Source organism: Intestinimonas sp. MSJ-38, from assembly GCF_018917925.1.
Taxonomy (GTDB): Bacteria; Bacillota; Clostridia; order Oscillospirales; family Butyricicoccaceae; genus Pseudobutyricicoccus.
This window is the reverse complement of sequence record NZ_JAHLPO010000005.1, coordinates 1-24,829: the sequence shown is the minus strand read 5'-3', so window position 1 is coordinate 24,829 and position 24,829 is coordinate 1. Positions and strand designations below refer to the sequence as shown.

Here is a 24,829-nt window from a genome sequence, read left to right as displayed (position 1 = left end):
AATACCGGTACGCCATTCGGAGGACCACGCTCCCGCCGAAGCATTTTGAATAGACCGCAGACGGAATATTTTCTTAGGTGTTTTTTCTCCCTTTCCGTGTCTTTATCATACCGCATCTGTGGCACTTTTTGTTGGGTGTTCCATCGGCAATGGTCGGCTCCAATCGTTGCATTTCCGGCTATTTGTGTCGATTTCAGGTCGGAAGCGGCGATTGGGAAAACTGGTCTTGGGTATAGAAAAGGGACGGTTCCCATCGAAACCGTCCCTTGCAGGTGTTGGAATGTCATACGCATACAAAATGTTCTGTTACAAGGGTATCGCAATGTAGGAAATTATCTGATGTATCGAAGTCGATATGCTAAGTACAATGTATTGTTCTGTCGTTCAAATTGCTTCAGGTCGGAATTTCTCAAAGAACTCGTCTGCCGGCATCGGCTTACCGATCTTAAACCCTTGCAGCCGGTCACAGCCGAGCTGCTTCAAAAGTTCGATCTGGCTGTCGGTTTCGATGCCCTCGGCCACGCAGGTCATACCGAGGTCATGGCACAAATCAACAAGATGACGAATGACAAGCTGCTCTCTGTCGCTGTGTTCCGCCTTATCGATCAGGCTTTTGTCGATCTTAGCGATACTCAACTGGGGCAAGTAAAGCATCTCCAGGCACGCCGCCTCCGTACCCAAATCGTCGATTGCGATGGCAATTCCGCGTCTTTTCAATTCATCGAACAGGGACGATAACGATTCGAGCTGGATGCCTTGGGACGATTCCGTGACTTCAAAGATCAACTGTTTGGGGTCCACGCCGGTTTCGGTGAGGATTTTATCCACCCGCGCCAGATAGTCCGGCTCAGTCAATGTATTGCGCGAAAAGTTGACATTCAATACAATGTCAGGCCACACAGGTTTCCATTGCCGAATCAGTTCGCAGGACTGCCGCAGCATTTCCAAATCCACCATCGAGATCATGTGTTCTTTTTCCATTATTCCGATAAATTCAACCGGTGCGTGGATTTTTCCGTGTGGGTCAACCTTGCGTACAAGCACCTCCGCACCATAGACCTTATCGTGCTTAATGCTGTAAAGAGGCTGCAAGTAGGAGATGAAGGTGCTGTCCCGGAACTCCTGTAGGAGCCGGTCAAGATAGCCGGGGCGCTGTCCTTTCAGGTCGGTGTTGCTTGCATAAAACTTGTTTTTCGCTGCCTGCATTGCCTGTTCTGCTTTGCGCACAGCAATACCCACATCCTCCTCCGTACCCCAAATATATCCAAAAGATGCAATGTCCTTTTCCTCTGTCAATGCTTCTTCCAGTTGTGCAGCTACATCGGTGAATGCCGGATAATCGACCTCCGGCCAAATGATTACAAATTCATCCCCGCTGATGCGATAGACATACTCTTTGGGAATGTGCCGCAGAACGATTTCACAGACGCGGCGCAATGCCTTATTGCCCATGTCGTGTCCGAGGTTGTCGTTGATCCACTTCAAGCCGTTCAGGTCGAGAAAGCCCACACCGCATGGAACTTCTTTTCCCAGCAGGCTGTCCAGTTCCTCGTCGTAGGCAAGTCGATTCCGCAGACCGGTCAGCGGGTCGAGGTAGCTTTTTATCGTCAGTTCGTCGGTCAGTGTCCTCTTTTGCAATTCGTTTGCGGCAATGTAAGTGACCTGCACCAGCATTTCCGGCTCGTCCACGTGCGCTTGCGGGTTATCGACACCGAGAAAGCCGTGCAACTGCCCGTTTACGAACACCGGCACTGTAATCAGGCTCTTGATGCCCTGCGGGTGCAGGCAGTCATACTCGATGCGGCGCGCCGGATCGTCTTTCAGTGCATCCACATCCTCGATGATGTTGACCTTTTTGTTTTGGTTCTTGAAAATATCGACCCAAACGCCGACCACCTCAATGGGAACATTTTGCAGGTTGTCTTTTTCCGGCGTCACGCCGGGTTTGCAAATTTCGTAGGTGTTGTTGGTAATGTTCCGTTCCCAATCAAACTCAAAAATATACGCACGGTCGGCGTCGTAATGCTCGATAATGGTCTGCAACATGGAATTGACAGCGGCGGTAAAGTCAGTGGACAGCACCAGTCCCTCGATGCACGCCACCAGCTTGCGCTCTGCGGCTAAGTCCTGCTTTGCCGCGGCAACTTCGGCAACATAGCGTTCTACACTGACGGCAAGCTCCATGCGGCACGGTCTGCCGCCGTAGTCGATGATGGAGTCGTGGAGCAGAACATCGCCAACGGACGGATGCTGGCGCACCCATGTATGCCGCTGCCCCTGAGAGTGCGGCAGGATGCCGTTCGTGCAGAACGCACAGGGCGCAGATGCTCCCTGCAAGTGCTCATAGCACTTGGCCCCCGGTTTGAAGCCGCCGAATTTGCTCACGCCGTAGCGGTTCAGATACAGCATCTCATAACTCTGCATATCGCTGATATAGACCACCTCGTCAAGCTGATCCAAAATCTTTTTGATGCCTGTTGTATCCATAGCGTTCTCTCCTTGTGGTTGATAGTATCGTTTATACGCCGTACTTGTCCGGCGAAAGAAAATGATCTTCTTCTCTAAAGGCCTATCCCTGCGGATAGATCCTTAGAGAAGAAGGGGAGCCTTGCGGCTCCCCTCCATCTTGATTTGGGGTTTTGCCTTATTTCAGGCCGGTCCAGATCTCCACGCCTTCCTTATCGTAGTCGTGGTCGTGGGCAATGGATGCCTCGATGATCTGATAGTAGGCCCAGTGGGTCGTGCTGACATCCGTGTAGGGATTCGTCACATGGCTGTCCACATAGCTGCGATCCGCAGCAGCGCCCAGCATCCGGTTGATGATGGTCGCCGCCTGCGCGCGGCTGATCACATCATAAGGATGGAAATTGCCATCGCTCATGCCGTTGACCCAGTCGTAGCTGGCCGCAGTCGTTACTGCCGTGTAGTACCAATCCTGTTCATTGATGTCTGCAAACGGGTTCTTGACCGTACTCGTCACTTTGGCGAAGCGGGTCGCAATCGCGCAGAACTCCGCACGGGTGATCGCACGGTTCGGGTCGAACTTGCCCGCGCTGGTGCCCTTGATGATACCGAGAGAGGCAAGCGTATTGACCGCCTTTGCGTACCACGCATCGTCCGCAACATCCGAGAAGCTGACGGTGATCTCCACATTCTGCTCCTTCAGGAGTCGATAGAAGATCTGAGCGACCTGCGCACGGGTCACGCTGTCCTCAGGGCCGAACTTACCGTTGCCGTAGCCGGCCATGCTGGTAGTGTGCTCGTCGGTGCGCAGCCAGTTGGCAATGCCGGTCTGCGTCGGGTCGTTCGGCTTCGTGGTGTTGCCGCCATTGTTGCCGTTGTTGCCGCCGCTGGTGTTGCCGCCAGAGGAGGAACCGCCGCCAGAGCTGCTACCGCCACCGCTGGAGGAGCCGCCGCCGGAGCTGCTGCCGCCGCCAGAGGAGGAGCCGCCGCCGGTGTTGCCGCCGGTGGACTTCTTCTCATAGGTGAATGTGATGACATAGTCCTTCAGATCGGCGCTGACCGCTGCGTTGATGGTGTGTGTTTCATCGCCGCTCACCTTATAGCCGTCGATGGTGACAGCCTTTACGGTTTCGATCTCGCCCGCTTTCAGGCGCTTGGTCGCCGCAGTCTTGAGTTCCTTGCCATCCTTATCCACATACTTGATGGTGTACACCAGCGTGATGTCGCCGCTCGGGGTGATGACCGTGCCGTTCGGCACCTTGACATCTGCCGGGTCGTTGCCGGGGATGGTCACATCCGCGCCATCCGGGTCGGTGATCGTCACATTGCCGTCTGCATCGATGCGGCCAGCGGGCTTATCGCCGTTGGGTTTCACAATGATGTCGTCGTCTGTGCCGGTCTTGTTGTCCTTGCCGGGGAGGATGATCGTGCCGTCCGGCTTCTGGATGGGCTGGGTCTTATCCGTATCCTCGGTGCCGTCCGGCTTGACGGTGGTTCCACCGTTGCCGCCATCGACTTCCTTGTCGTCCGGCAATTTGACCTTGCTGCCTTCGGGAACATAGACGCTGCCGTCCGGGTAGACCCTGACCGTACCGGCAATGATCGTAATCGTCTTGCTGTCAGGCAGCGTAATGGTGCTGCCTGCCGGCGCTTCTACATAGCCCTTGCCCGGCGTGATAGCAGAGCCATCGGCCGGAGTGACCGTCACATCGTCGTTGGAATTTGCCTTGCCGTCTGCGCCCGGAAGCGTAACGACCTTGGTATCCGCATCGACTTTGTAGACGATCGCGTACAGGTTCAACGTATCCTTGTCGCGGAGCGTGATCGCTGCCTCGTCCTCATAGAAGGTCGCGTTCTGGGATGCCGCCTGCGCAGTGCTCCAGCCCATGAACATCCAGTCAGCCGGAGCGGTGAAATGATCCGCATAAGCGTCCAGCTTGCCGGAGAGTATCTCGCCGGTGGTGCCGGCCAGCGTCTGCGTTGCCGCCGCCTCGTCGGTGTTGGGGTTGAGGTTGATCTGCGCCGAGTAGGTCGTCGGGGTCGGGTCACTGTTTTTCCACTGCGCCTTGAGCGTGACATCCTTACCTGTGGTCAGCTCGTCTCCCGCAGCGTAGGACTTGTTGTTGTCCTCGTCCAGCCACTTGTCGAAGGTCTTTCCGCGAGGAGCGGTGAACAGAGAACCATCCAGAATGATGGTCGCTTCATTGGCCTTGACCATCTGGCGCAGCACATTGCCGGTGCCGCCGTTGGGTTCGTAGGTCACGATCACATAGTCCTTCGGAATGACCTCGTCGGGGTACTTATCCTCGGGGCCGATGACCGTGCCGTCCGGAAGAGTGATGGTGCCGTCCGGGGAGATGACAGAGCCAGCAGGAACCTTGATGTCCTCCTTGCTGCCATTGGGGTAATTGGGGTCATTGGGGTCGGGACGGGTGACAGTCGCCTCGTCGTCCTTGACTTCAACGCTGCCGTCCGGCTTCTTGGGGCCGTCCAGCGTGCCGTTTTCGCCCGGAGTGACGATGACATTGTCCTTGTCGTTCGGTGCTTCGATTGCGCCGTCCTTACCGGGCAGTTCGATGGAGCCGCTGCCGGAGCCGGAACCGCCGTCCGTCTGCTTGTACCACTGGGCAAAGAACTCGCCCTCTGCGGCCTTGACCGTATCGCCGGGGTTGTACTCCTTCTTGTCCGTACCCATCCAGTTGAGGAACTTATAGCCGCTCCACTTGAACGGGTTGGCAATGAGCGCGGTATCCTCGCCCTTGATTGCCTTGACATTCACCACGCCGTCCTCGCCGTTGTTGCTGTGGTAGGTCATGGTGACGATCTCGACATTGGGTTTTTCATCCCCCTTGTCGTCCTTCGGCTTTTCGGTGCCGTCCGGGTCTACATCGATCTTGCCGCCGTCAGGCTGATTGATCGAATAGGAGCCGTCCGGGTTCAGCGTGCCGCCATTGGGCAGGAGGATCGTCTCCTTGTCGCCGTTCGGCTTAGTGACCGTAATGGTGCCGCCGTTCGGGATGGTGATGACGCCGGTGTCGGGGTCGCGGGAAATGCCGTTGCCCTTGCCGGTCACATTGGTCTGCTCGTTGTTCGGATTGCCGTCCTTGCCGGGTACGGTGATGGACGAGCCGGTCTGCTTGTACCACTGCGCATACAGATCCTGCGTCGCGCCGTTCTGCATAGTCAGCTTAGCGTCCGGCTGATAGAGTTTGCCGGAGCCGTTCGCCGTCTCATTCCAGCCGCCGAAATCCCAGCCGGAAACACTGAACGAGTTCTTCGCGATCGTCGCAATGAGATTGCTGTCCGCATTGCTGCCGACGATCTGCACGGAATCCGCGTTCGGCGTACCGCCGTTGGGCTTGTAGGTGATGGTCGCGGAATACTTGTAGTTGGACTTCCACTGCGCGTAGAGGACTACGCAGGCGCCAACCTTGTCGCCTGCGGTGTAGGTCTTGCCGTTTCCGTTGCCGTTGTCGTTCCATTCTACGAATGTCGCGCCGCTGACGCCGGTGAACGGGTTGTCCTTGACCGTCAGTTCGTTCTTCTTGCCCAACTCCTTCTTGATCTCACCGGTGCTGTTGTTGGCATTGTAGGTAATGACCACATAGTCGGAGTTTTCGGGCAGACCGTCCGGGAGCTTGGTGTCCGGGGTGATGACCGTGCCATTCGGCTGCGGCTCGGGCAGCGTGATGTTGCCCTCCTTGTCGATGGTCGTACCGCCCGGAACCGTGATCTCTTCCTTTTCGTCCTTGTTGTCGGGATTCGGGCGGATCACAGTGCCGCTGTCGCCGTCCGGGATGGTGACCTTACCGTCACCGTCAATGACCGGCTCCTTGTCGCCCGGCTTGACCGTGATGTCATCCGAGGAAGGAATCTTGTCGTCCTTACCGGGCAGCACGATGGTGTTGTCCGGGCGGACATAGGTGATGGTCAGCGTACCGGTCTTAGCAGTCGGCGTGATGGAGATACCGCTGGTGCCGATCTGCTCTGTGGTGTGCTTGGTGTTCCCATCCTCGAAGGTGTAGGTCGAAGCCTTGTAGCCCTCGAAGCTGGGGATGTCGATGGTGTTTGCCTCGTCGCGGTTGACCTTGACGGTCTTGTCCGCCGCCAGCGCATAGCCGTTGTACCGGTACTGGATCGTCAGATCGGACTGGTACTCGGTGGCGCTGGTCTTGTTGTAGTAGTAGACGATCTCGGTGTCAGCCGTCAGACCGGTCAGCGTCAGCTTGCCGTCCTGATAGCTGTCAGGGAGCGTCGTCGCGCTGCCGCCGTCCACGCCGCTGATGCCGACAAGCGTATAGCCTGCACGGTAGGGCGGGGTCAGCGTCAGGTTGCCGGTGACATTTCCGCTGACATCGGTCTTAATGACCTCGTGGGACTCGTACTCGGCTGCATCCGCATGGTCGCTGCGCTTGGTTTTCACATTGACCGTGACGAAGTTCGCGTCGTAGTAAATCTCCACCTGATTGTCGCCGTTGCCGACGACCTTCGTCTGCGTCCGCTCAGCGCCGGCCGGCAGCTTGTACTTGCCGTCCAGCAGGTACTCCGGGATGTTGATGATGACCTTTTCGCCCACCACAGCGTCCAGAGAGTAGGACATGAGTAGCGCCGCCGCGTCATGGTCTGCGGCAGAGCCGTAGTGATAGTGGACCGTCACCGTTCCGGCGTTCTTCGCGCGATACCAGAAGTAGACCTTCAGCGTATCTTGGCTGTCATCCACCACATAATACTTGCTGATCTGATCGTCCAGGGCGTAACGGTCCACGCTCTGGGCGCTGGCCTTGTAGCTTTCGCCGATGCGCGCCTTTTCGGTCAGGTCGCGGGTGACGATGGTCGCCTCTGTGATCTGCTCCGGCGTTGCGGTGTCAAAATCAGCCTGCGCCAGCTTGCCGCTGTCGATGGCAACGAACTGCACAGCACGGGTGTTCTTGGTGTAGAACACATCGTAGTGCGTTTCGGTGCTGGGCAGCGCGGTCGCAAATTCGACCTTGCCGTCTGCCGTGTTGAACGGAGGCGTTGCATCCCTATCCGCGGGGTCGAAGGTATAGCCTGCGCCGCTCAGATCCAGCACATTGCCGGGGTCACTCGGCTGATAGGTCGTGTTCACCGCACCGTTGACGATGGCGATGGTCTCGACCTTGCCGGTTTCGGGGTTGCGCTCCTTCAGCCGGAAGGACACATCGCCCTCGGCAACATAGTTGAAGGTAACCTCGTTGTTGCCGTTGCGCAGCTCAGAAATAGTCTGCGTCAGCTTCGTGATGTCGGCAAGCGCATAACCCTCTACGAACGGCGCCGTCACGACTACATTCTTCAGTCCGGCGCGATAGCCGGTCAGGGTCTTGGTGCCGATCTCGGTGCCGCCCGCCATCTGATGGATGACGATCTGCGCCGTGATCTCGCTGAAGCGGTAGACGATCAGCGCGTCCTCGCTGTTCGGGGCGTTCACAGAGGTAGCGTTCGTCACATCTGCCGCAAAAGCGGTGTGCAGACGGATGTCCGCCACCTGATAACCGGCAATGACATTCTGCACGGTCGCCGCGTCATACGCCGTCGTGCCGTTGCCCTTTGCCACCAGCGTGGAATAGTTGTAGAACTCGATGGTTTCATTCTCGTTGGTGAACTTGATGGTGTGCTTGACGAAGTTGGTCGAAGCGACGGAAGCGTAATTGAACACGACCTTGTCATCGGTCAGCGGCGTGTCATAGTCCACCGTCACGACAGACGAGCCGCTCACCAGCGCATAGCCGTCGATGACCGGCGCCTGAATGGTGATGCTGTCGCCCTTTTTCAGCACATAGCTGGGCTGATAGCCTGCCGGAGCGGTCAGCGTGCCGCCGTTGGTGTTGTCGTTCAGCTCGACGGTGATGGTACGCGGCGCGTCCAGCACATACTCGAACTGAATGGTCGCATCAGCCGCGGGGGTGAGCGTCTTGGATGTATCCGTGCCGTCCTTGACCTTATACCCCGTCCATGCGGGAGCCGGAACGGTCAGCGACACATCCTTGAACGCGGGGATAGGATAGCTCTGGAACACCTTGCCGTCGCAAACCGACTCGACCGTGATGGTGACATAGCGGTTTGCCTCGTTCTTGCGATACCAGAAGGTGATGCTCTCGTCCGCGTCGCCCATCGTGTGGCTGGTGGGGTTCAGCGCCGTAACAGCCGTGTAGTCGTTCACCGCGTCGATCTCTGCCGCGCCGAAGGTGTATTTTTCACCGGCAGGCACATTGAGAATCTCCTGCGTGCCGATTTCCGCGCCGCTGTCCACATCCTTCTTCACAACCGTCAGCGTGTGCTTGTTGCGGGTGTAGGTGTAGGTAACGGTCACATCGTCCTTGCCGTTGTAGGTATCGGCAGAAGCCGTGCCTTCGCCGGTCAGCGTGTAATACGGAATGGTGAACAGCGCATTTGCCTTGTCCTCGGTCTTATCAACCGCAGCGCCGTTGGCAATTGTTTCGGACTTGGTGGAAAGCAGTGCGTTGCCGTCCGCGTCCACCGCGTTGTAGGTCACATTGCCGGTAGACTTCAGATAGTAGAAGTTGATGACATTGCCCTGCTCGGCAACGCTGTCGATGGTGCCGTTCGCCGGGGTAACGCCAACATTGTCATAGCCGGGGACCGCAGGCTGGGGATAGGTATAGGGCTTGCCGATCTCGGCTCTGACCGTGATCTGGCTCAGACCGTCCACCTGCGTAGTCGTACCCTCCAGATAGGCGTTGATGGTGATCTCCGCCGTGTTGTCCACATAGACGAACATAACCTCGGTGATGGCGTCGTTGTAGTTGCCCGCCTGCGTGCCTTGCAGGTCCTCCAGATAGATGGAGCCGTTCTGCAAGTCAGCCGTGCGGTCCACGCCGTTGACCAGCACCTTTTCGATGCGGTAGTTCTCCAGCGTATTGCCGGTGACCGTCGCGGTGGTGACGCCCTCCGGGTAGGACTGCGTGTAGCTCCACTTTTCGTCCTTGACCGTCTGACCGTCGTCCTCCAGCACCACGCCGCGGATCGTGACCTCCGCTACGGGCACGCCTTCGGGGGTGTAGGTGATGGTGTACTTCGTCGGGTCAGACTGACCGTCTGCACCCTTATCTGCATCCCTGTTGGCGGTCAGGAAGTCCTGATCGAGCGTCAGCGTGATCGGAGTAAATCCGGTCATTGCGGCGTTCTTGTTCATGATGGTGTTCTGCGTACCGAAGGTCGCATTGTACCACTTGACTTTGGAGTTCAGACCGTTGATCTGCACGGTGTCAAAACCGTTGCTGGGAGCCGGCACAAGGGTCTTAGTAGCATAGCCGTGTAAATCCCATGCAAAGCCATAGCTGCCGGTATACTCAGTACCGAGCGCCGTCTTGAGCGGCGCATAGTCCGGGTTGCCCTTGATGTTGCTGTTGCGATCCAGTTCTACGGATTTGACCTGAATGCTGTACTCGCGGTAGATGTTATCCACCGTTAGCAGCTTAACCAGCGTCACACTGGTCGGATTTCCACCGTTCTTATCTGTCAACTGAACGGCGATCTCAAACCAGTACCGTCCGTTCTGACCGACTGGGATTTTGATCGTCTTATCGCCCGCATTCACTGTGACTTCGTCCTTATCCGTGTCAGCGGCCTTTTGATAGCCTTCGGCATAGGTCTTGAAAAGAACACTGCCCGTGCCATATTGCTGGGTGTTGTCTTTGATTACCTCTCGGAACCAGCGAACACTCTGAATACTGCCATCAATCTTTGACCCATCCACCACCACATTCAGCGGTGTTTGCGTATCGTCGGTCGAATAGACTTTCCGGCTGTTTTCTGCTTTTAGAACAAGGTCAATACCCACATTGACCGTTATGGAATTATTGTCGTTTTCCGCAACAATCAGCGTGGCTTCTTTGGTCATACTACCATTGGCAGGGGAATTCACCATCTGCCCACTCAGTACATATGTGCCTGCAGGCAGCCAGACGATGCCTTGTCCCATAGAATCCGAAATGGTCTCATAATAATAGGTGGAACCATCCTTTTCTACCGGGATACTGATGGTGGCGTTTGCCAAAGTCTCGGTATTTTCCAGATTCTTGACCGTGATAATCGCTTTATACAGGAGCTGACTGTTTTTATCCACAGGGCGATTGTTTGTGGAGGTTGCACCACTGGTATTCTTGAAATCCACATTATTGTTGGAACCAATGATATTCAGCGTACCAGCTGCGCCATCGGCGTTTGCTGCCGCCTGTGCAGCTGCATAACCGCCGTTACCACCGGTGGTAGGTAAGCCAACAGTAAAGTCAAAGTTGTTTCCTGTGGTGTAGGCTATGTGATCGCCATAAGTGTTACTTCTCAACCAATCTGGGTGAGCCGTGTAATTAGCATATGGCCAATTACCAGATGCACCGTTAGACCGCGACCCTGCACCGTTGGTGCCGTTCTTACCAACATGACCACCTCCGAAGCCATTATAGCCGCGTGCATTGATTTGACCGCCGCTAATATTCAGTGAACCGGCTGCGCCGCCTTGACCTCCGCGACCGGCATAGCCGCCTGCACCATTGCCGCCAGCACCGCCGCCGCCTTGCGTGACCCATAGATCGTTCCAATGATACGCGGCATGATAGCCATCTAGTGCACCACCGCCAGAACCGCCAGCACCGCCGTTGCCACCGGTGCCGCCAGCGCCGCCGCCGATTGCAGCAGCATCCGCATCTGCCTGTACGGTTATAATGCCATCTGTAATCACAACCGTACCGCCGGAACCACCGGAACCACCGTTGCCGCCGTTGCCGCCGGCACCGCCGCCTCCGGAGCTGCCATTGCCATACACGCGGTACAAAGCGTTCTGGTCAACACGGGTACCGACGCCACCTTGCGTACCGTTACCGCCGCGAACGCCAACCTTACCGTCAGAACCTCTGCCACCGCCAATACCTGCTCCACCGGAGCCACCGATGATATTGATAATACTGCCGTTAATCGTAATCGTACCTGCGTTTTGACCGGCACTGCCGTATGCACCACCGTTACCGCCGGTTCCTTTGTTTCCTGCAGTACCACCCGCTGACAAATGGTTGCCACGAGTACCGTATCCACCATCGCCGCCTTTTGAGGCAGTTTGCGTTGTATTTTGCGAAAGATAGCTACCACCGATACCTGCACCGCCGTAGCCGCCGGTGATATTCAGTGTGCCATTTCCTGCGGTATCATTGTCAATCGTCAGCGTTGCATTCTCCGGCACAGAGATACCGGCAGTGAACCCGCTTGCACTGTTATTCGTTACTGCTTGTGCAGTAGCTGATGTACATTTCAGCGTATTTGTTGTATCAGCTTTTGGGACAAGACGTAAAGTTGCGCCTCCCGCCACTTGAATGGGCGATTTCGCACTTTCGATTGTCACGCCGTCCAGCACGATTGTAACGGATATGCCGGAAGCAATGACCACCGGCGTTGTGCCGGTGCCGTGCAGGCGATAGGTCTTGCCGTTTTCAAACTTCGCCTGGCTCAGATCGGATACATCGTATTCGCCTGCGAAACTGGACGGAATCGTAACCGCCGCGAAAGCCGGGATGATAGACGCCGGGAACATCGTCATTATCATGGTGAGCGTCAGAAGCCATGATATGAGCCTTTTCTTCATGCTTGATAATTCTCCTTTTACTCATTTGAATTTCATGGGGGTTGCTCCGTTCACGACGGCGCACGCACCTCATAACCGAGGGAGCGCACGCTGCGTACCCCGTTCACCGGGACGCGCTCATCATAAAAATGACGCGGCGCAGCCGGGATCGGCGGCAGAACCGCAATGACCTGTGCTTCGTATCTCATCATCCATCACCCCCTCTCGGAAAAGCAAAACGGCGGACAGGTCTGGGACCTGCCCGTGCTTCGCCCGCACGGTAGGCGGGAAGCGTAGTATAGGGCGGAGCGGTGCTCCACCAGTTTTTCAAGGTGCAGGGCGGTCTTGCCGGATGCTCCGGGGGATCGTCCTCCGCAATGCGGCGATAGACGCAGATACGGCGGGTAGTAAACCGCCGTTCCAGCAGGGCGCAGCCCTCGGCGGCATAGGCCGCCAGCCGCCGCGCCTGTGTGCTTGCGCGTTCACGGAGCATGATTCTTCACCTCTCTTTCTCTCTGGGGTATTGTCAGGCATCCTTTAACAGGGATGCGATGGTTTTCCGTTCAAAAACTTCGTCCAGATAGGACTGGATATGGGAATAGAATTTGTGGACGGGACAGTTCGGCGCGCCGTTCCGGTTGCAGGGGTTGCCTTCTTCCAGACAGCGGTTGATGCGGGTCGTTCCCTCCATGATATTGATGATCGCGCCGAGGGAAATGTCCTCCGGCCTTTTTGTCAGCAGATAGCCGCCGGACGCGCCGCGATGGGTATCCAGAATGCCGCCCCGCTTCAAGGACTGTGCGATCGGGCCGAACGCACTGCGCGGGACGCACATACTGTCGCTGATCTCTGACCTGCCTGCGGGACGCCCCACCGAAGCGAGATAATAGACCAGCCGTATGGCGTAGTCTGTTGTGATGTTGAGTTGCATTGGGTCGATCTCCTTTGGAATAGAAAGGCAATGTGCCTACCTATCATTGCAAACAAAAAATATGATCGGTGTCTCGACCTCACCGTCGGCTGACGGAAACAACAGAATCTGCATTTCGTCGGTAAAGTAAAAACGCCGGTCAATCCGGCAATTCGCAAAATCTGCATTTCGTTGATCGGCTTCGGCGTGCTTGCATACCGTTCGGCTAAATTTTTCAAAAAAAGCATTTTCTGAACAATTAAAGTCTTGCACAAAGGTGCAAAAAACCAGCCCCACAAAATTCGTTACTTTTGTGGGGCTAAAAGTCGTGCCTACTGGCACGGTGGGTATTGCATTTTTTCGTAGAGCGTGGTACAATTCCGGTAAAAATATGTAGATTATCGTCGAGGCGATTTCGGCATCAAAGCACGAAATGCAGATTTTGCCTACGACACCAATCCCAGCTTGTCCAGCTGCTTTGCCTGCTCCTCGCCGCTCACGGCAAGATAGATGCGGGTGGTTTCGATGTTGGAATGCCCCAGAACATCGGCCAGGCGGGCAATATCCTTGCAAGCCTTGTAAAAAGTTGTAGCGAACAGGTGCCGCAGGTTGTGCGGAAACACCTTGCCCGGCTCCACCCCCGCCGTTTGACACAATCGTTTTAACTCATACCATACCTGCCGCCGTGAGATCGGCTTTCCGCTTTTGGTGCGAAAGATCGCGCCGGAAGCGATTTTTTGCTTTTTGGCGTATTTGGTCAGCTTGCGATACAGCTTGGTTGGCAGCAGGATCGTGCGGATCTTGCCTTTCAGCGAGATCGTCGCGCGCCCGGCCTTCGCCGCCTCCACGGTGATGTAGCGCAGTTCACTGATTCGGATGCCTGTCGCGCAGAGGGTTTCCATGATGAGCGCAAGGCGCTCCTGCCCGGTTTCCCGTGCGGTGGTTAGCAGGCGGGTGTATTCCTCGCGGGTTAGCTCCCGCGCCGGGTCGCGGAACAAGTGCCGCTGGATTTTGAGGAATTTCACCTTGATGTTCCAATTCATGAAGCGGAAAAAGCCGTTGATGGCGGAGAGCATCGCGTTGATGCTGGTCGGCTTGTAGCCGCGCTCCAGCAGGTGCGCTTTCCAGAGCGCCGCGTTCTCTTTCGTCGCGCCGCGCCCGTCTAGCCAGCCTGCGAAGGCAGCAAGGTCGCGGCGGTATTTCGCCACCGTCCCTGCCGAGCGCTCGTCGGAGCGCAGCGAAAGGCAGTAGCCATCAATGTCCGTGGGCGTAATGATGTGGTTCATATTGATACCTCCTGAGTCGTAGTACCAATAGTTTAACGCCAAAATGAAAAAGGCACCCCGGACGAATTTCGTCCGGGGTGCCGGTGTATGGATCTATCGTGCGCTTCGCAGGAATGCGATTTAGCTGCTCGGTCATGTGCAACATTTCTGCCATACGGCATATACTATGTCAAGAACTTTATTCACTACGGGTCAAGTTTTTCTTGACTGCACAGCGCTTGTGTGGTATAAAGTTCTTAGTGATTGTGTCGCAGAAGTCTGCGGGACCTGCGACCTGAAAGGGAGGCTCTTCCGAGTCTCCCTTTCTTTATAGAGAAAGAGGGGACAAATCATGGCTATGGACAAGCCGTTTCAGACTTACGAAAACCTGATCATAAAGCTGCGCGATGAGAAAAAGCTTGAAATTCCAGACGAGGATCGCGTCATCTCTTTGCTGAAGAAACATAGCTATTTTGCCCTTGTGTCCGGCTACAAAACGCTGTTCAAGCTGCCAAACAGTGAGTATCGTCCGGGAACGACGATCGAAGATATTTTTGCGCTTTTTGAATTTGATGACGCTCTGCGTGGTATCTTCTTCAACGCCATTCAAATCATTGAAAAGCACATAAAATCTCTGCTCTCTCATTCGTTCGTTGAAAAATACGGGGACGATCAGAAGGCGTACTTGACACCTGAGAATTATAAGTTTATCGGTTCTTCTCCGAGCGATACCTACATGAGATGCGCCGCGGTGAAGCGTTTGATCCAGACATTTGAAGCTAAGGTACATCCTCCGTTTGACCAAAAGTACATCGAGCATCAGTGGAAAAACCACAGGAATGTTCCTCTGTGGGTCACGATCAAGGCGGTAACATTGGGGACAACATCGAAAATGTACAGTCTTTGCACGCAGGATGTTCAAGCTGCGGTGAGCAAGGAATTTCCGGTCATTTCGGAGCATCAGCTTGTCGGTATGCTGGATTTTCTTACACGGGTACGAAATGTCTGTGCCCATAATGAGCGTTTGTATGATTTCAATGCAGGAAAAACGCGTGCGATCCAAGCGTTGCCGCTTCATGCTGACCTGAAAATCGGCAAGAAAAAGAGTTATTACAAGCACGGACAATCAGACCTGTTTGCGGCAGTCGTTTGCTTCAAATATTTGCTGTCACCAGAGGAATTTAAGGATACTGCGAACAAGATCGACGCAGAAATCCAAAAGCTCTGTACTCGCACAAAGCTGATCCAGAAGAATAAGATTTTGTGCTGCATGGGATTCCCACCAAACTGGCTCGACAGCATCGAACTTTAAGACTAACTTTTGAAATGCGTCCCAACTTGGGACGCATTTTTGCACATGGAAACAAAAAAGCGTACCCAAAGGATATAATCCCTCTGGGTACGCTCCTGTGATACCGCATCCGACGGATACGGGCAAACGGCGTTGCGCCTACTATATGCAATTATAGCATGACCTTGCGAATGCTCACCGTCGCACTGAAATTCAAAATTGATTCTCTCAATCAGTTCACTTAACGAAATACAAAGGTGGCTAATTTTTCTCTACCCTTTTTCAGAGATGGAGATTCAACCACTTGCTTCCGTTCAGGCTTGCTCTCAAGTTCTTTCTTCAGACGCTCAAAAGCCACAGGGTCTTTCGCATAAAAATCTTTCGTGATGGACGAAGTAGCCATACCAGCACCTCCTCTTTATAGTATGCTACGATTTTGCGTGAAGTATAAAGGCAAAGACTAATATATAGATTTCCTGTTTACAGTATAGCGGTTACTGTGCGTTTTGTCAATCAGCAAGCGGCGTTTGTTAAAACCTTTTCTATTATCAGATAAAACTCGCAGTTTTTTTGCCGACATTGATGCAACACAAAATAGAAATGCGTCCCAACTTGGGACGCATTTCTCATTCCCCATAATATTGCGGTCTGCCGATGCTTGTAAAGCCGGACGCGCCTGTGATGACTACATTGTTCGCTCCGCTGGCGCAGTGGATGATCAACAGGTTTCCATTGGCGTCCCGTCCGCCGACGATGCCGACATGGGAGTCACCTGGGTAGAAAACGAGGTCGCCGGGGAGCGCTTCGCTCCATGAGATGGAGGTGCAATAGCTGTGCTGGCTGGACGCACCGCCGCCATGACCGATGATATAGCTGCCGCCGGATGCGTTGTAAAACGCCCAATCGACAAAGCCGGAGCAGTCAAGTCCGTAAGGGCGATAAGTACCAGTGGTGGAACTGCCGTCCGCAACGACCTTCATCGTAGTGCCCCAACGGGAATCCCAGCCAAGGACGAGGCTCTTGCCGCCCCAGAAATAGTTTACCTTGCCGACGAGCGTCAAGGCGTGTTCGATGACTGCCTTTCGCTCAGGCGAGAGATCATCTGGAAGATTTTTCAGAAGCTCCACAGCATCCTCCTGCCGGATATTCAGGTCGCCGAGCAGTCCGGTGATAATGCTAAGATCGTCCAGCAGTGCGTCCAGTCCCTCGTTCTGATATTTCGTAAAGCGGTAGAATGTCCGCATTTCGTCGGCTGTCCTTGCTGTGACCATGATGTGCAGGATGGTTTCCGTGTCGTTCTCATGCTCAATGACCTCGACCTCCGTTGTGATCTGCGTCATATCCCAAAAGACGGTGCGCAGGCGGTCGATACGATCCTCGTCCAGTGTCGCAACATCCACACCATCATCGGCTCCTGCCGTTTTTGCCGCAAATATGGCAACGACCTGTTTCCATTCAGGCGGTGCGCCATGTAGCTGTACGCTGTCATAATCGCCGGATTGCAGTGCTTCCAGGCGCTCGTTGTATTCTGCATTGATCTGTGCGACAGCAACATTCAGCGTTACATTTCCGGGGGACGGCTCGGAGGAAAACAGGATACCAAAGGGCGATGCTACGACCGCGGCAACAAGGAGGACTGCAAAGAGCGCAAGCAACAATGCGCCGCCGCCCAGCAGTCCGGCAACTGCTCCGGTCATCGCCTTTGCGGTCTGGATCGCAGCTTCGCCGAGCCTTTTCAGAAATGCCGCAGTATTTTGCGCCGCTTGCTGGCGGTGTTTCCAAATTTGTAGTTGTGCCTGCCGCTGTGCGCGCTTTCGTGCTTTTTGTGTTGCCGCTGCCTTTGCCGCACGCTGACCCTGTATAGGACTGATCCGTGCAGTTGGGAGCGTCGGATTTTGCCTTTCCACGATCTGCCGCGTCTTAATGACTGTATTTTCGGTATGAAGTTTGATTTGGGGCGCGCTGCTGCCGTCACGGATTCTCTGCCGAATCAGGGGATGCTCCCCGTCCTTGCGAACGGGGAGCGCCGGATTCGATGGATGGATCGATGGAGAGGACGAAGCATGGATGCTTTCTTCCTGTACAGGAAAGGCGGGAGCCGGTCGAGAGGACTCGCCCGGCTTCGGTGCGGCATTTCCACTTGAAGTGCGCAGTTCATCCCGCTTCTCCAGCTTTTTCTTCCGGTTCTTTTTCCTGTGCTGACGGATTGCCCTGCGGCGCATCTGCTCCTGCGGCGAAAGTTCTGTCCTATCAGCGTTCGTGTGCGGGCAGTTTATGACCGCGGTGCTCTGTGCTGCTTTTGCCGCAGCGGATTTCTTTCTCACCTTGCTCGCCGCCCATTTCGCGGCGTGTGCGGAGCGGGTCAAAGTTTCTCCCGCAGCTGCTTCAACACGATCAACAGCGTGTGTAGTTTCTGCTTCGTTTCCGTGGGTTTCCTTGTCCTGCTGTACCAATTCCTTGCGGTACTTTTCAGTAAGCTGGCGGCTAACGGCACGCACGATTTTGGCGTTTGTGCGGCCTTTCGGCGCACTGCTTTTTTCTCGGATATTGGATGGTTTTTCTCGGATGTCTGGCAAATGTATCCCCCTTTCTGAAAATGCGTCCCAACTTGGGACGCATTTCTCATTTCTCCAGCGTCTCCCGGATGCCGGCCATGATATAGTCCGCACACGGCAGGGCGATGGCGTTTCCCAGCGCCTTATATCGCTGGGCCGGACGGATCTCTTCACCGTCCACGCCGAGCTTTGTCCAGCCCTCCGGCAGTCCCATCATGCGCTCGCTTTCAGTCTCGCTGGGATAGCGCACACAGCCGCCCAGCGGGTCATCCTCGTAATAAAAGGCAAACGGGTTGACCGCGCTGGCTAAAAGAGTGGGAAAAGGGTCATTTGCAAATCCGAAGCTGTTTTGGAATTGTGTGTGCTCCTGATGCTTTGCCGCGGCCCGCATTCGGAACATCTGAAAGGGTCGGACGATGGGTACGCGCCGCCCTGCTTCAAGAAAAGCGCTTCGATCTCCCTCGGCGGCGGGCAACCCGCCCGCTGTGCCAGCTTCAGAAAGCGCGAGCATTCCGCGGGGCTTAAACAGTATTTCGGCAGCACGCCGCCCTCCAAAATCCGCCACGAGAAAGATCCGCTGCCGCCGGGCCAGTCGGGGGCTTGCCCAATATTGGGCGTCCATAAGCCGCCAGGCGATGTCAGGCTGTCCCCCTCGCACCATTCCGGCGGCTGCCCATTGCCCGGAAGCAGGCATTGGAATCTCGGCGCTCTGGAACGCTGCAAGCACGGCGTTAAAATCCAGCCCGTCATTTGATGAAAGACTTCCCATGACATTTTCCCAAACAGCGATAACTGGAAATACGCCTCCACTTGCATCCCTCATTTCCCGTATGATTCGTATCGCATGGTAAAATAGACTTGATTTTGCTCCGGCTAAGCCTGCCCGGTTTCCGATCATGGAAAAGTTCTGGCAGGGAGAGCCAAAGGTGATGATATGGACAGGCGGCACTTCACTGCCATGCAGCTTTGTGATGTCGCCCAGATGCCGCATGGCAGGAAAATGCCGCTTTGTAATGTAGATCGGCGCTCTTTCGATCTCACTGGCCCAGAGCGGCACGATGCCGTTCCGCTGCGCCGCAAGAGGAAAGACGCCGATCCCATCGAACAGACTTCCTAATGTAATATCAGCAGTTATCAGCCTCCTTTGCATGATCGTCAAAATGCGTCCCAAGTTGGGACGCATTTTCATCCTTCGCCGGGCGTGGTCGTCATCAGTCGGTACAGCTCTGTATCCTTTGGGATGGTGTTGACAAAAGGTACCAGTGTCCCGCCCATGCGGAGCAGGCCATGACCCGCCTCAGCATTTTCGATGTACCGTGTCTGTGTTTCGGACAGGTGCAGCAGCTTCGCAAGCTCCATCCGGTCAGTCGCCGCCTGATTGAACAGCAGCAGAAATTCAGAGTTTGCGAACATCAGCCGCGCCGTTTCGCTTTTCAGGCATTCCTCCACATTCTGCGTAGCTGCGGTCAGCGGTGCGCCATACTTTCGCCAGCGCTTCCACGCACGATAGAGGATGTCGCCGGAATACTTGAAGCGGAAGAACAGATAGACCTCATCGATGAATACCCAGGTGAAGCGTCCTTTCTTGCGGTTTGCCGCCACACGGTTTTGGATCGCCTCCAGCGTCACGACCAGCGCCGTGGGGCGAAGCTGGTCGCCCATCTCATAGAGGTCTATCGCCATAATGCGGTTATCCATCTGCACATTGGTCGGGTGCGCAAACACATTCAAGCTGCCCTCGGTGATGAGTTCAGCGGCCAGCGCGATCTCACGCGCTTCAGGGTCCTCCTGCCGCATGACCTCGTTGCGCCAGTCGGTCAGAAGCGGCGGTTTGATGCTTCCGTCATTCTCGTAAAGATAGGGACGATACACATTCGCCGTGCAGCGGTCAATGATAGACTTGTGCGCGCCGGTGATATGACCTGCGCCCATCTGCTGCTCCAGAATACTGGTCACGACCTCGGACTTCATCGCTATTGGGTTTTCTCCGTCGTCATAGCCGTCTGTAATATCCAGCGGATTGATGTGATGCTGACTGTTCGGGGAAATTTCCACGACCTCGCCGCCCAGCGCCCGCACCAGTGGGCCATATTCGCGCTCGGCATCGATAATGATGATGTCGTCATCCGTTCCCAGCGCCACATTCGCAATGGTCGATTTCATGGCGACCGATTTGCCGGAGCCGGACACACCGAGATAGAACCCATGAGGGGAGATCAGCCGTTTGCGGTCACAGATGAGCAGGTTCTTACTGACGGCATTGACGCCATAGTACATTCCGCCGGGGTCCTGAATCTCCTGCGCCCGGAACGGCATCAGGACGGCGGTGCTCTCGGTCGTCAGCGTGCGCAGCGTCTTGATGCGGCGCAGTCCGTAAGGGAGGACGGTATTCAGACCGTCCTCCTGCTGATAGCGCAGGATGGAGAATTGGCAAAGATGCTCCCGGCCGATAGACAGCAGTGTCTCCGTGTCGGCGTCCAACTGCTCCAATGTATCGGCGATATGGACGAGCGTTACAACAGCAAACATCATGCGCTGATCCCGCACGGTCAGGTCGTCCAGGAACTCTTTGCTCTCCGTGCGAAGCTGCTCCAGCTCATACGGAACGGATGCGGTGAAATTTGCCTGTCGGTTCTGGCGCTGCTGCCAGCGGGTAATATCGGATTCGATGCCCATGATCTGGCTCTGCACCTCCTTGACGGCTTCGTCCGTTGCGACCGGCAGGATGTCGATGGACAGCACCAGACTGCGGGAGAAATCAGAAAGGTCGGAGATCATATCGTCCTTGATATAGCTGGCGAAGTTCTTCAGGAAAAGTACCCGTCCGAACTTGCCGCCCATTTCAAAATGCCCGGCTTTGAATTGCATCCCATCGGGACAGATCAGATCCCGGAAGTCCATGCCGGTTCGGATAACATTCTGCTGGTCATAGGCAAAGAACTGTTCTTCTCCCGGCCGGAAGAAGTCGTGCAGCAGGCGCAGGCGGTCATAGCCGGAAACGGGTCTTGCGCCGGAGTCCAGCCGTCCAAAGTTTTTGGAAAGGTTATCGTCTACACGCCGGAAATAAGTACGGGTCTCTTCGATCTTGCGCTTTGCGATGGAGAGCGTGATATATTTTTCCTGCACAAGATTGTTGCTTTCTCCCACCTTGCCGATCAGGATGTCGTTGTATTCCCGGCGATAGCGATCCAGCGGGTCGCCCTTGCGCTTCATCAGCACTGTGCTTTCAAAATCGGCGGGATTGAGTCTACGGTTGATGATCGTGATCTTCGCTGTGGCATCCGTAGGCAGCGCATTGAGCGCACTGCCATAGGAAAGGAAAATACTGCGCCGATCCTCTTCGGAAGCAGCGGCGTAATTCACATCAGCAAAGCGCCAGGTCTTACTGTGCTTGTTGCCGACCTGCCAGATCCCATCCGAGTAGATACAGCGAATAGGGATAGACTGCTGCACACTGCGCGGGATGCGGAATTTATCTCGCTCACTCTTGTTCGCTGTAATAAGAGATTTAATCAAAATCATCACGCTCCTTTCGGTGCAGCAGGTCATAGTACAGATTTCTTGAAACGAACTTCCTCGGACCTGCACATAGAAATTCTGAACGGATAAACGCCCAGAGAAAGCCCTCCAGCGTCAGACCGTTATAGCTGAAGAAACCCGCCAACGCGACCGGCGCGGCAGCAAGGATACAAAGCCAGCTTGCCGTTTCTTTGCCGAGGAACTGCTTTGTCAGCAGGAACACGCCCGCGGCAATGACCAGCGACAATGCCGCGCAAAGGAATTGACGCAGGGATAGTCCGAAAAAAATCGTTTCCTTATGCTTCCGCACTTCTTTGGGGATTTTCACTTCGATAATCATTCACCTCTGATTTTCTCACAAAATTTGACACGATTTCTACGATATGAGATAATATTTGTGTAGAAAACAGCAAAAAACAACACGATTTGCAAGTAAGGAGGACTGAAAAATGAGTTTTTTCACTGTGCTGCTTCAAGCTGCGCTTGCGCTGTTTATCGGCGCGCTGCTGCTGGTACTTATGGGGAAAACACTGACCTGGCCGCTGTTCCTGTATCTGTTCTGTACAGACTTCATGCCGGAGTGGACAGCCGCGCATCACAGTCAGCATATCATCACGATCACCGTTCTGGCGCTGATCCCCACGCTCTATTGGGGACTCCGGCTCTTTCTATGGTGGCGGGAGCGGCAATTCGCTGTCAGTCGGTTCAAGGGCGATATACGGATGAAGATATTTGAAATGGAGCACCGGATGCCAGAGCCGGAGGTACCGGACTCCGATGACTACGGGTACAATCGATAACGGCAAGGCGGCGGGATGTCCCGCCGCCTTGTCTGCTATATTCCAAACATCTCCCGTACCAAGCGGCTGGAGCCTTTCACAAGGCCTGTCAATATGAGCATATTGAACGCCATCTGTCCGATGTATTGCCACACCATCACAACAGCAGAGAGCGAGGTATCCACCGCCGGACTGCTGCTGGACAGGAATGCGGAATACATCACACAGGACAGCACGACCAGTGCGCCCTCCAGACAGACGCCGGTGTAGGACTTGATGAAGCTCTTCCCGATAGAGGATGTGCCTTCGCCGGCAAAGGAAGCGAGCGGCAGCGGCGCCAGTGCGGTGTAGAGGTATAGCCGAAAAAATCGCCCATACACCGTCAGGATCAGGATGAAGGACATCACCCAGACAAGCAGGCTGCCAAGCAGCGAAACGAGCCATAGTGGAATGCTGGCGAGAAAGCCGACATCCTCTACCGCAGTCACGATCTCCGTAGGAAGCGTGGCCGTCATAGACGCCATACCGCCGATTCCGCCCATAACAGACTGCACGATCCCATTGCAAATGCGAAAGATCGCAGTCATAAGTTCCATGCCGTAGCCCACCGCGACCTTTGCCGCCGCAAAGCGGATGAAGTGCCGGATCGCAAACTCCGGCCTCTGCAATTCCCGGAACCCTGCGGCAGTCTGAAAGACGCCCATTGCGAAAAACAGCACCAAAAGTCCGTAACCAATGCCCTGCATGACGCTATTGACGCCAACGATCACATTCCAGATGTCACCGCCCTTGAAATTCTCCGGCGTCTGCGTAATGAGGGACCACAACTCGGCAAGCTTATCGTTCCAGATGCCAAGAGAATGCTCAAGACTCTGTATTACCCAGTTGTCACTGATATTTTACACCTCCCATCTGCATGGAAAATGCGTCCCAAGCTGGGACGCATTTTCAAACCACCCCGATCAAGGTGAGGATCTCTTTGGCAAAAGCGATGAGCAAGCCGCCAAACAGACAGAGAAAACCCTGTGTGCGCTGGCTGGCGTCGTGGCTCTGAACGCTCATGCCGACCTGCACGATGCCCCAACCGAGAATGATGATGCCGATGGCGCGGATGCAGCTGAAAATAAAGTCACTGAGGTTATTGACGATGGTCAGCGGGTCGCTGCTGCCTGCGGCAAACGCCGGGACGGTCAGCAGGCAAAGCGCCAGTACCAGCATCGTCCACGCTCTCATATAGCGATCAGACTTCGTGCGATAGGACATGCGGTTCTGCTTATGTTTCTTGTTCATAGATTTCCTCCGATTCATCTAAAATTTTGATCTCATCCAATTCTGTAAATGCAAGGGCACTGTCATCCGAGAGTCCGTACAGACAGGTGGGGGAATGGATGTATGGCGCGGCGCCGCCATCCTCGGTGTATTTAAGGTTCGGATGGCGCATCAGATCGTACTTTTCATCCATGACCGGCTCCTCGCCGCGGATCAGGGCGATGGCATAACGGTTGTCCAGCCGGCGCACCTCGTCCGGCGTCAGAAGTTCACGGCCGGTCTGTTGGAAGTTTCGGCTGTATGAGCCGTTCCTGCCTTTGCTCTGGCTTGCGGTCTGCGTGTCGATGGTCTCCTTGCCCAGCAGTTCCGAGATATATTTGTGCGTTTCTTTCTCGTTTCCACCTAAGTAGAGGAAGCTGTCCGCGTTGCCGATGATGCCCTCCCAGGAGTCTTTGAACAGTTCTTTCAGCTGGGAGATGTTCTGCAAAATGATCGTTGCCATGATGTTGCGGCTTCGCATCGTCGCCTGAAGGCGGGCATAGCCGTCCGGGAGTGCGATGTTCGCAAACTCGTCAAAGAGTAGACGGACCGGAACCGGAAGCGCCCCTTGATGCACTTTATCCGCCTGATAGTAGAGTTCCTGAAATGCCTGGGTGTAGAGCATCCCAACAAGGAAGTTCAAGGATGCGTCATTGCTGTCTGGAATGATGCAGAAGATCGCCTGCTTGCGTTCTCCTAACTTGCCGAGCTCCAAGTCGTCCCGTTCAGTGATCTGCTGGACCTCCGGCAGCGCAAACATAGCAAGCCGGACAGCGGCAGACACCAAAATGGACTTCAGGGTCTTGCCGGCTGCCTGCTTGAAAATGTGATATTCCCGCACCGCAATGTGCTTTGGCTGTTCTTCCTCCAACGCCTCGAACAGCAGGTCCAGTGCCGATTGGTAGTCGTCATCTTCTTCCTTCGCACCGCCGTACTCGATCATCGTCAGCAGCATTTCCATGTTCTGCTCGTCCTCATCGGCCTCATGGAGCAGATAGAGCATCAATGCGGACAGAAGCGCCGTTTCGGACTATAGTGATAGGTAATCCTTTGAAGTGATCGCCGGATTTTCCCCCACTCCACACCGGACATGCGACTTTCACCGTATCCGGCGTTCCATCGATTGTGTTATCAGGCATTTAATCAATCA

Annotated in this window: 16 protein-coding genes; 2 read left to right on the top strand and 14 right to left on the bottom strand. The window is 55.1% G+C overall.

The features are described 5' to 3' along the window. Window positions 1–384: 384 nt before the first annotated feature. The 6 genes from KQI26_RS04520 to KQI26_RS04495 all read right to left on the bottom strand — a co-directional run bounded on the left by KQI26_RS04520 (window position 385) and on the right by KQI26_RS04495 (window position 14,248). Window positions 385–2,487, bottom strand: coding sequence for a GGDEF domain-containing protein (locus KQI26_RS04520; RefSeq protein ID WP_216503399.1), 2,103 nt, complete (start codon window positions 2,485–2,487; stop codon window positions 385–387). Window positions 2,488–2,644: 157 nt separating this feature from the next. Continuing rightward, window positions 2,645–12,073 (bottom strand): S-layer homology domain-containing protein, encoded by a 9,429-nt coding sequence (locus KQI26_RS04515; protein WP_216503398.1) that lies wholly within the window; start codon window positions 12,071–12,073, stop codon window positions 2,645–2,647. 50 nt (window positions 12,074–12,123) lie between these two features. After that, the gene (locus tag KQI26_RS04510; RefSeq protein ID WP_216503397.1) at window positions 12,124–12,264 is read right to left on the bottom strand and encodes a hypothetical protein; all 141 of its coding nucleotides are present in this window, start codon (window positions 12,262–12,264) and stop codon (window positions 12,124–12,126) included. Continuing rightward, on the bottom strand, window positions 12,261–12,545 hold the full coding sequence (locus KQI26_RS04505; RefSeq protein ID WP_216503396.1) for a hypothetical protein: 285 nt from the start codon (window positions 12,543–12,545) through the stop codon (window positions 12,261–12,263). The genes KQI26_RS04510 and KQI26_RS04505 overlap by 4 nt, the downstream gene beginning before the upstream one ends. A gap of 33 nt (window positions 12,546–12,578) precedes the next feature. Then, the gene (locus KQI26_RS04500) at window positions 12,579–12,983 is read right to left on the bottom strand and encodes an Rrf2 family transcriptional regulator (protein WP_216503395.1); all 405 of its coding nucleotides are present in this window, start codon (window positions 12,981–12,983) and stop codon (window positions 12,579–12,581) included. Between the two features lie 425 nt (window positions 12,984–13,408). Next, complete coding sequence (locus tag KQI26_RS04495; RefSeq protein ID WP_216503394.1) at window positions 13,409–14,248, bottom strand: tyrosine-type recombinase/integrase; 840 nt, start codon at window positions 14,246–14,248, stop codon at window positions 13,409–13,411. Between the two features lie 331 nt (window positions 14,249–14,579). Here KQI26_RS04495 and KQI26_RS04490 point away from each other — a divergent pair, with 331 nt between their 5' ends. After that, a complete protein-coding gene (locus KQI26_RS04490; protein WP_216503393.1) occupies window positions 14,580–15,539 on the top strand; it encodes an Abi family protein in 960 nt (319 codons plus the stop codon). A 220-nt stretch (window positions 15,540–15,759) separates the two neighbouring features. Here the strand turns inward: KQI26_RS04490 and KQI26_RS04485 are convergent, their stop codons facing one another. The 5 genes from KQI26_RS04485 to KQI26_RS04465 form a co-directional block, all read right to left on the bottom strand. After that, on the bottom strand, window positions 15,760–15,921 hold the full coding sequence (locus KQI26_RS04485; protein WP_216503392.1) for a hypothetical protein: 162 nt from the start codon (window positions 15,919–15,921) through the stop codon (window positions 15,760–15,762). A gap of 223 nt (window positions 15,922–16,144) precedes the next feature. Then, entirely contained in the window at window positions 16,145–18,094 is a 1,950-nt protein-coding gene (locus KQI26_RS15265; protein WP_253292677.1) for a C40 family peptidase, read from the bottom strand. Between the two features lie 46 nt (window positions 18,095–18,140). Continuing rightward, window positions 18,141–19,223, bottom strand: coding sequence for a DNA cytosine methyltransferase (locus KQI26_RS04475; RefSeq protein WP_216503524.1), 1,083 nt, complete (start codon window positions 19,221–19,223; stop codon window positions 18,141–18,143). Window positions 19,224–19,258: 35 nt separating this feature from the next. Further along, the gene (locus tag KQI26_RS04470; protein WP_216503391.1) at window positions 19,259–21,589 is read right to left on the bottom strand and encodes a VirB4-like conjugal transfer ATPase, CD1110 family; all 2,331 of its coding nucleotides are present in this window, start codon (window positions 21,587–21,589) and stop codon (window positions 19,259–19,261) included. After that, window positions 21,582–21,932, bottom strand: a complete 351-nt coding sequence (locus tag KQI26_RS04465; RefSeq protein ID WP_253292676.1) for a PrgI family protein — start codon at window positions 21,930–21,932, stop codon at window positions 21,582–21,584. Before KQI26_RS04465 ends, KQI26_RS04470 begins: the two co-directional genes overlap by 8 nt. A 109-nt stretch (window positions 21,933–22,041) precedes the next feature. On the opposite strand from KQI26_RS04465, the gene KQI26_RS04460 reads away from it, so the two are divergent. Continuing rightward, a complete protein-coding gene (locus tag KQI26_RS04460) occupies window positions 22,042–22,392 on the top strand; it encodes a hypothetical protein (protein WP_216503390.1) in 351 nt (116 codons plus the stop codon). 35 nt (window positions 22,393–22,427) lie between these two features. Here the strand turns inward: KQI26_RS04460 and KQI26_RS04455 are convergent, their stop codons facing one another. From KQI26_RS04455 to KQI26_RS04445, 3 genes are read right to left on the bottom strand one after another with little or no spacing between them, the layout of a single operon-like run. Beyond that, on the bottom strand, window positions 22,428–23,267 hold the full coding sequence (locus tag KQI26_RS04455; protein WP_216503520.1) for a hypothetical protein: 840 nt from the start codon (window positions 23,265–23,267) through the stop codon (window positions 22,428–22,430). Between the two features lie 52 nt (window positions 23,268–23,319). Further along, the gene (locus KQI26_RS04450) at window positions 23,320–23,661 is read right to left on the bottom strand and encodes a TrbC/VirB2 family protein (protein WP_371744080.1); all 342 of its coding nucleotides are present in this window, start codon (window positions 23,659–23,661) and stop codon (window positions 23,320–23,322) included. After that, entirely contained in the window at window positions 23,645–24,682 is a 1,038-nt protein-coding gene (locus KQI26_RS04445; RefSeq protein WP_216503518.1) for a VirD4-like conjugal transfer protein, CD1115 family, read from the bottom strand. Before KQI26_RS04445 ends, KQI26_RS04450 begins: the two co-directional genes overlap by 17 nt. Window positions 24,683–24,829: the final 147 nt, after the last annotated feature.

Bases quoted from the DNA above. Each gene is read 5' to 3' on its own strand.
- KQI26_RS04450 (WP_371744080.1), bottom strand. From the start codon at position 23,661: ATGAACAAGAAACATAAGCAGAACCGCATGTCCTATCGCACGAAGTCT.
- KQI26_RS04520 (WP_216503399.1), bottom strand. From the start codon at position 2,487: ATGGATACAACAGGCATCAAAAAGATTTTGGATCAGCTTGACGAGGTG.
- KQI26_RS04505 (WP_216503396.1), bottom strand. From the start codon at position 12,545: ATGCTCCGTGAACGCGCAAGCACACAGGCGCGGCGGCTGGCGGCCTAT.
- KQI26_RS04495 (WP_216503394.1), bottom strand. From the start codon at position 14,248: ATGAACCACATCATTACGCCCACGGACATTGATGGCTACTGCCTTTCG.
- KQI26_RS04445 (WP_216503518.1), bottom strand. From the start codon at position 24,682: ATGCTCTATCTGCTCCATGAGGCCGATGAGGACGAGCAGAACATGGAA.
- KQI26_RS04490 (WP_216503393.1), top strand. From the start codon at position 14,580: ATGGCTATGGACAAGCCGTTTCAGACTTACGAAAACCTGATCATAAAG.
- KQI26_RS04510 (WP_216503397.1), bottom strand. From the start codon at position 12,264: ATGATGAGATACGAAGCACAGGTCATTGCGGTTCTGCCGCCGATCCCG.
- KQI26_RS04515 (WP_216503398.1), bottom strand. From the start codon at position 12,073: ATGAAGAAAAGGCTCATATCATGGCTTCTGACGCTCACCATGATAATG.
- KQI26_RS04465 (WP_253292676.1), bottom strand. From the start codon at position 21,932: ATGATTATCGAAGTGAAAATCCCCAAAGAAGTGCGGAAGCATAAGGAA.
- KQI26_RS04460 (WP_216503390.1), top strand. From the start codon at position 22,042: ATGAGTTTTTTCACTGTGCTGCTTCAAGCTGCGCTTGCGCTGTTTATC.
- KQI26_RS04475 (WP_216503524.1), bottom strand. From the start codon at position 19,223: ATGCAAAGGAGGCTGATAACTGCTGATATTACATTAGGAAGTCTGTTC.
- KQI26_RS04500 (WP_216503395.1), bottom strand. From the start codon at position 12,983: ATGCAACTCAACATCACAACAGACTACGCCATACGGCTGGTCTATTAT.
- KQI26_RS04485 (WP_216503392.1), bottom strand. From the start codon at position 15,921: ATGGCTACTTCGTCCATCACGAAAGATTTTTATGCGAAAGACCCTGTG.